This is a genomic window from Achromobacter sp. (genome assembly GCF_050285585.1).
Lineage (GTDB): Bacteria > Pseudomonadota > Gammaproteobacteria > Burkholderiales > Burkholderiaceae_B > Achromobacter.
On record NZ_JBLZXF010000008.1, the window covers coordinates 245,618 to 251,617 of the forward strand.

Genomic DNA, 6,000 nt, shown 5'->3' on the forward strand with positions numbered 1-6,000 from the left:
AATATGGCCGAACCGGCCAGGAGTGAACCATGAATGCAGTGACCGAAACCGTCGACCTGCAGGCCGCGCCGCCTGCTCCCCTGGTCTTTACCGACTCGGCTGCGGCCAAGGTGAAGGATCTGTTGGCCGAAGAAGGCAATCCCGAGCTCAAGCTGCGCGTTTTCGTGCAGGGCGGCGGCTGTTCGGGTTTCCAGTACGGCTTCACGTTCGACGAAGTCGTGAACGAAGACGACACCGTGCTGGACAAGGCTGGCGTGCAACTGCTCGTCGACCCGATGAGCTTCCAATACCTGGTTGGCGCCGAAATCGACTACAAGGAAGACCTGGAAGGCGCGCAGTTCGTCATCCGCAATCCCAACGCCAGCACCACCTGCGGCTGCGGCTCCTCGTTCTCGGTGTAAACCACCGTTCGGGCAGTTTCCGAAAAGCCCTTCGGCGCATGCCGGAGGGCTTTTGTCTTTTGGCGCCCTAGGCGGGATAGAGCGCGCCCAGGATGCGAGGTCCGCTCGCGCCCGTGACGGCGGGCAGTCCCGCGGGACGGCGCGCGATGAAGGCCTGCGCCAGCCAGGCGAAGGCCAGCGCCTCGACTTCCTGCGCCGGCACGCCCAGCGCGTCGGTGGCGCGCACGGGGCGTTGCAGGCAGTAGGCCAGCTCGCGCATCAGGCCGGCATTGCGCGCGCCGCCTCCGCATACGAATACTTCCCGCGTGCCGGCCGCGGCGGCGTCGATGGCGTTCGCCACGGTCCGGGCGGTCAGGCGCTGCAGGGTGGCCTGCACGTCCTGCGGCTGCGGCCTGGCGCCGTCGTACGCGGCCAGCCGGTCGTCCAGCCATTGCATGTTGAACAGGTCGCGGCCCGTGGATTTGGGCGGAGGCAGCGCGAACCAGGGTTCGCTGGCGATCAGCTGTTCCAGCAGCGGGGCCACGACCTGCCCGGTGGCGGCCCAGCGGCCGTCGGCGTCATAGGGCGTGCCCAGGTGGCGCTGGCTCCATCCGTCCAGGAAGACGTTGGCGGGGCCTGTGTCGAAGCCGCGCGGGGGCTGTCCCGGCTCCAACAGCGTTACGTTGGCGATGCCGCCCAGATTGAGCACGGCGCGGCCCTGGGACGCGCCGAACACGGCGGCATGGAAGGGCGGCACCAGGGGCGCGCCCTGGCCGCCCGCCGCCACGTCGCGGCTGCGGAAGTCGGCCACCACGTTGATGCCCGACAGCTCCGCCAGCAGGGCGGGCGCGTTGAGCTGGATCGTGTAACCGCTGTCGGGGCGATGGCGGACAGTCTGGCCGTGAGCGCCGATGGCCGCGACGTCGCGCGCCGCGATGCCCGCGTCGCGCAGCAGCGCGGCCACGGCCTGGGCGTACAGGCGGGCGAGCGCGTTGGCGGCCAGCGCGCCGCGGGCCAGTTCGTCCTCGCCGGCGAGGTTCAGCGCCAGCAACTCCTGGCGCAGGTCCGCCGGCATGGGCAGGCTGGCGCTGGCGAGCACCCGGGGCGTCTGGCCGCGGTCCAGGCGGGCCAGCACGCCATCCACGCCGTCGACGCTGGTGCCGGACATCAGTCCGATGTAGAGCTGGGAATCCTTGCGTTGCGCGGGCAGGGTGGAAGTCACGGGCGTCTCGAAAGGAAAAAGAAGAAGAATAGCGCCCAACGCTTCGCGCCACGAGCCGGCCGCACCGGGAAGAGGCCGCGGCCCGGAAAAAAATGCCCGCGCGCCGCGCAGGCTTCGCCGGCTTGCAGCCCCCCTGGGAGGCGCTTTTGTCCTGGGGCGGCCCGGCGACAAAAAAAACGGCCGCGCAATGGAGATTGCGCGGCCGCCTTCCGGGGTGTCGCGAGCCTAGCGGCTGGCCACGTTGGTCAGGGCGTCGGGCAGCGTCTGCTGGAACTGGGTCAGCAACTGGATCTGCTGCTTGTACGGCGCCACGGCCTGGTTGAACGCGCGCACTTCGGCGGGTTCCAGGCTGCGGGCGACCGGCAGGTCCACCGACAGCGGGTCGATCGGCTGGTTGTCCACGCGGAATTCGTAGTGCAGGTGCGGGCCAGTAGCCCAGCCGGTGGAGCCGACGTAGCCCAGCAACTGGCCTTGCGAGATCTTCGTGCCCTTGGTGATGCCTGCGGCGATGCGGCTCTGGTGGGCATACAGCGTCGAGTACTTGCCGTGGTGCTTCACGATGACCACGTTGCCGTACCCGTTCTGCCAGCCGGCGAACTCGACGGTGCCGTCGGCGGTGGAGTGGATCGGCGTGCCGGAAGGCGCTGCGTAGTCCACGCCTTTGTGGCCCGTCCAGGTTTTGTGGATGGGGTGCATCCGCATGCCGAACGTGGAACTGATGCGGCTGAACTTCAGGGCGGTGCGCAGGAACGCGCCGCGCAGGCTGGTGCCGTCGAAGTCGTAGTAGGAACCGCTCTTTTCGTCGGGGCTGAACCAGACGGCGCTGTAGGTCTTGCCGCCGTTGATGAACTCGAGGGCCAGCACGCGGCCGGCGCCGGCGTAGCGGCCGTCGTGCGAACGCACTTCGTAGACCACGCGGAACTGGTCGCCCTGGCGCAGGTCGCGCAGGAAGTCGATCTTGGCGCTGAGGATGTCGGCCATCTGCATGGTGACCGAATCCGGGATGCCGGCGGCGTCGGTGGCGCCGAACAGCGACGACTTGATCGTGCCCACCGCGACGCGGGTCTGGCGGTCGGTGCTTTCGGTGATTTCCTCGGCCTTGTAGCTATCGCCCGAGGGGGCCACGTGCAGCATGCGCGTCACGACCTGGCCGTCGGTTTCGTTGCCGGGGGTGTGGATGTAGCGCAGCCAGATCAGGTTGCCTTGTTCGTCCGTGGCGGCCTGGACGGAGCGGCCCGGATACAGCTTGTAGATGCTGCGGGCGCTGGCGTCGTGCGTCAGGAAGGCTTGCAGGTTGGGGGCGTCCAGCTCCAGGCGCTGCAGCACGGCCGACAGCGTGTCGCCGGCGCGGATGCGGGTTTCGCTGATGTACGGCGCGGCGCTGGGCGTGCTGACTTCGACCTGCTCTGCGGTGAGCGGCAGAATGCTCTGGATGACGCGGGACGGGGGGAGTTCGCTGCGGTCGGGTTGCTGCACCATGCCGAGGGCGGCGGCGCCGGCGAACAGACCGATGGCGGTGACGAGAAGAGTGCGACGGAAAAGTCCCGAGCGGTGGGGCTTGGGTTCTACGGGCGCAAACAGGGCAGCAACTTTGCGCTTGATGCTACTCGCCAGTTCGTGGAGGCCACGATTCATCGTGAAGATACCCTCTCAGGTGGCATGAGCTCGCAGGGTGCGCGATGCGAACAAGCCCTCGCGCGCCACGGTTTCCGGGGGCAAGGGCTGGCGCGAGGCGCATCTTGTGAACAACGGGTGGTAGAGCGACCGCAACTGCGTATAGATGGCAATTGCGTATGATTAGGGCGGTATCCTAGCCGATTCGGCTAGAATTTTCGATAGTTTTCGTCACTTTTTACACCTTTTTGTCGGCTGAAGCCGCGTTGGTCCCCCTGCCATGTCATCCTCAGAAGCCCCAATCACCCCCGAAGTCGAAGCCGATCTGCGTATAGCCAAGCGCGGCTGCGACGAGCTCCTGGTCGAATCCGAGTTCGCCCGCAAGCTGGCCCGGAGCCGCGCCACGGGCGTGCCCCTGCGCATCAAGCTGGGGCTGGACCCGACCGCGCCGGACATCCACCTGGGCCATACGGTGGTGCTGAACAAGATGCGCCAGCTGCAGGACATGGGGCACAACGTCATCTTCCTGATCGGCGATTTCACCTCGACCATCGGCGACCCCAGCGGGCGCAACAATACGCGCCCGCCGCTCACCCGCGAGCAGATCGAGGCCAATGCCAAGACCTATTACGCCCAGGCCAGCCTGGTGCTGGATCCCGCCCGCACCGAGATCCGATACAACTCCGAGTGGTGCGACCCGCTGGGCGCGCGCGGCATGATTCAGCTGGCTTCGCGCTACACGGTGGCGCGCATGATGGAGCGCGAGGACTTCACCAAGCGTTTCAAGGGCGGCATCCCGATCTCGGTGCATGAATTCCTGTATCCGCTGATGCAGGGCTATGACTCCGTGGCGCTGAAGTCCGATCTGGAGCTGGGGGGCACCGATCAGAAGTTCAACCTGCTGGTCGGCCGCGAGCTGCAAAAGGAATATGGCCAGGAGCCTCAGTGCATCTTGACGATGCCGCTGCTGGTCGGGACGGACGGCGTAGAGAAGATGTCCAAGTCCAAGGGCAACTACATCGGCATTTCGGAGTCGCCCGATTCGATGTTCGGCAAGCTGATGTCGATTTCCGACACGCTGATGTGGCGCTACTTCGAACTCCTGTCGTTCCGCTCGCTGGAAGACATCGCCGCGCTCAAGCAGGAGATCGACGGCGGCCGCAATCCGCGCGACGCCAAGGTCATGCTGGCCCAGGAAATCATCGCGCGTTTCCATTCCGCCAAGGCGGCCGAGGAAGCGCTGGCCGCGTTCGAGGCCCGCTTCCGCGACGGCGCCATTCCGGACGACATCCCCGAAGTGAACATCGGCGGGGCGCCCGTGGGCATCCTGAAGCTGCTGCGCGAGGCCGGCCTGGTCGCTTCCGGATCGGAAGCGCAGCGCAACGTGGAGCAGGGCGGCGTCCGGGTGAACGGCGATCGCGTGGAAGACAAATCGTTGCAATTGCCGGCAGGGACTTACGTCGTTCAGGTGGGTAAGCGCAAGTTCGCGCGTGTTAACTTGAATCCGTGATTGCGAAGCCTTGGTTCTGGGCCATCCCCATCCCTTTGGGGGCGGCGCGCGCGTCGCGTGCTGCGGGGGGGCTTTTTTGATACGCTGAGGGTACGGACAGGGGCAGTGGGGCCTTTGCGGCACATCTAGGAGCACGACATGGAACTTTCGAGTTTGTCATTTTCCGATCACGAGTCGATTCCCGAGCGCTACGCATTCGGCAAGATCGATGCGCAATCGCACGTCGCGCTGGCAGACAACTTCAACCCGCAGTTTTCCTGGGACGACGTCCCGGCGGGCACGCAGTCGTTTGCCTTGATCTGCCACGATCCCGACGTGCCTTCGAGTCCCGACGACGTCAACCAGGAAGGCCGCGAAGTGCCGGCCGATCTGCCGCGCGTGGACTTCTTCCACTGGGTGCTGGTGGACCTGGCCCCCGACCTGCGCGAAATCGAGGAAGGCGCCTTCTCCAACGGCATCACGCCGCGCGGCAAGGGCGGGCCGCTGGCTCCCATGGATTCCCGCCAGGGCATCAACTCCTATTCCTCGTGGTTCGCCAACGACCACGACATGAGCGGGGACTACTTCGGCTATGACGGCCCGTGCCCGCCCTGGAACGACGCGCTGGTGCACCGTTACGTGTTCACGCTGTACGCGCTGGACGTGCACAGCCTGAACCTGCAGGGTTCGTTCACGGGAGAGGACGCGCTGCGGGCCATGCAGAACCACGTGCTGGCGAAGGCGTCGCTCACGGGCACCTATACGCTCAATCCGAAGCTGGCTCCCAAGCAGATCGGCGCCACCTCGGCCTGATCCGCGCCGCCACGCAAAAGGCCGCAACGCTTGCGGCCTTTTTTTCGTCCTGGCGGGGCGGTGGGCCCGTTGCGCTTGAGCGCAGCTACTAACGAGTAGCTTATGTGCGGGGCACTTTGCATGAAAGTTTCTCAAGTCGGGTTGAGAGAGGTTTCCGGCGCCGGCGGGATGGCGTGGTTTTCGCGCCCGTCCAGGGCCTTTTGCCTGGGTTCCGCGCATTTTGGGAGCAATTGATCCTGTCCGACGCGGTAAACTATTCCGCATTCTCCGGGTTTACCCGCCCGGGCGCAGTTTTCTCCTCTCTTACCGTCTCAGGAATCCCCCGTCATGTTTGACCGCAACCTCACCCTGTCCAAGGCTGACCCGGACGTTTGGGCCGCCATCCAGAAGGAAGACGTTCGCCAAGAGCAGCACATCGAGCTGATCGCTTCGGAGAACTACGCCAGCCCGGCCGTCATGGAAGCCCAGGGCACGCAGCTCAC

Annotated in this window: 5 protein-coding genes and 1 pseudogene; 4 read left to right on the forward strand and 2 right to left on the reverse strand. The window is 66.0% G+C overall.

Features of this window, described 5'->3' with window-relative positions; translation table 11 throughout:
- Positions 1-29: 29 nt before the first annotated feature.
- Positions 30-401, forward strand: a complete 372-nt coding sequence (gene erpA / locus ACN6PJ_RS14215; protein WP_006388644.1) for an iron-sulfur cluster insertion protein ErpA — start codon at positions 30-32, stop codon at positions 399-401.
- A 67-nt stretch (positions 402-468) separates the two neighbouring features.
- Here the strand turns inward: erpA and ACN6PJ_RS14220 are convergent, their stop codons facing one another.
- Positions 469-1,602 (reverse strand): anhydro-N-acetylmuramic acid kinase, encoded by a 1,134-nt coding sequence (locus tag ACN6PJ_RS14220; RefSeq protein ID WP_427996504.1) that lies wholly within the window; start codon positions 1,600-1,602, stop codon positions 469-471.
- Between the two features lie 225 nt (positions 1,603-1,827).
- Entirely contained in the window at positions 1,828-3,237 is a 1,410-nt protein-coding gene (locus ACN6PJ_RS14225; RefSeq protein WP_427996505.1) for a peptidoglycan DD-metalloendopeptidase family protein, read from the reverse strand.
- Positions 3,238-3,496: 259 nt separating this feature from the next.
- Here ACN6PJ_RS14225 and tyrS point away from each other — a divergent pair, with 259 nt between their 5' ends.
- From tyrS to glyA, 3 genes and pseudogenes are all read left to right on the forward strand, one after another.
- Positions 3,497-4,726: a tyrosine--tRNA ligase gene (tyrS, locus tag ACN6PJ_RS14230; protein WP_427996506.1), complete on the forward strand. Its 1,230-nt coding sequence runs from the start codon at positions 3,497-3,499 to the stop codon at positions 4,724-4,726.
- A gap of 138 nt (positions 4,727-4,864) precedes the next feature.
- Complete coding sequence (locus ACN6PJ_RS14235; protein WP_427996507.1) at positions 4,865-5,518, forward strand: YbhB/YbcL family Raf kinase inhibitor-like protein; 654 nt, start codon at positions 4,865-4,867, stop codon at positions 5,516-5,518.
- 327 nt (positions 5,519-5,845) lie between these two features.
- A pseudogene (glyA, locus tag ACN6PJ_RS14240) lies at positions 5,846-6,000 on the forward strand (serine hydroxymethyltransferase); the annotation flags it as partial.

Excerpts from the sequence above, each read along its gene's own strand:
- tyrS (WP_427996506.1), top strand. The coding sequence starts at position 3,497 with ATGTCATCCTCAGAAGCCCCAATCACCCCCGAAGTCGAAGCCGATCTG.
- ACN6PJ_RS14235 (WP_427996507.1), top strand. The coding sequence starts at position 4,865 with ATGGAACTTTCGAGTTTGTCATTTTCCGATCACGAGTCGATTCCCGAG.
- erpA (WP_006388644.1), top strand. The coding sequence starts at position 30 with ATGAATGCAGTGACCGAAACCGTCGACCTGCAGGCCGCGCCGCCTGCT.
- ACN6PJ_RS14225 (WP_427996505.1), bottom strand. The coding sequence starts at position 3,237 with ATGAATCGTGGCCTCCACGAACTGGCGAGTAGCATCAAGCGCAAAGTT.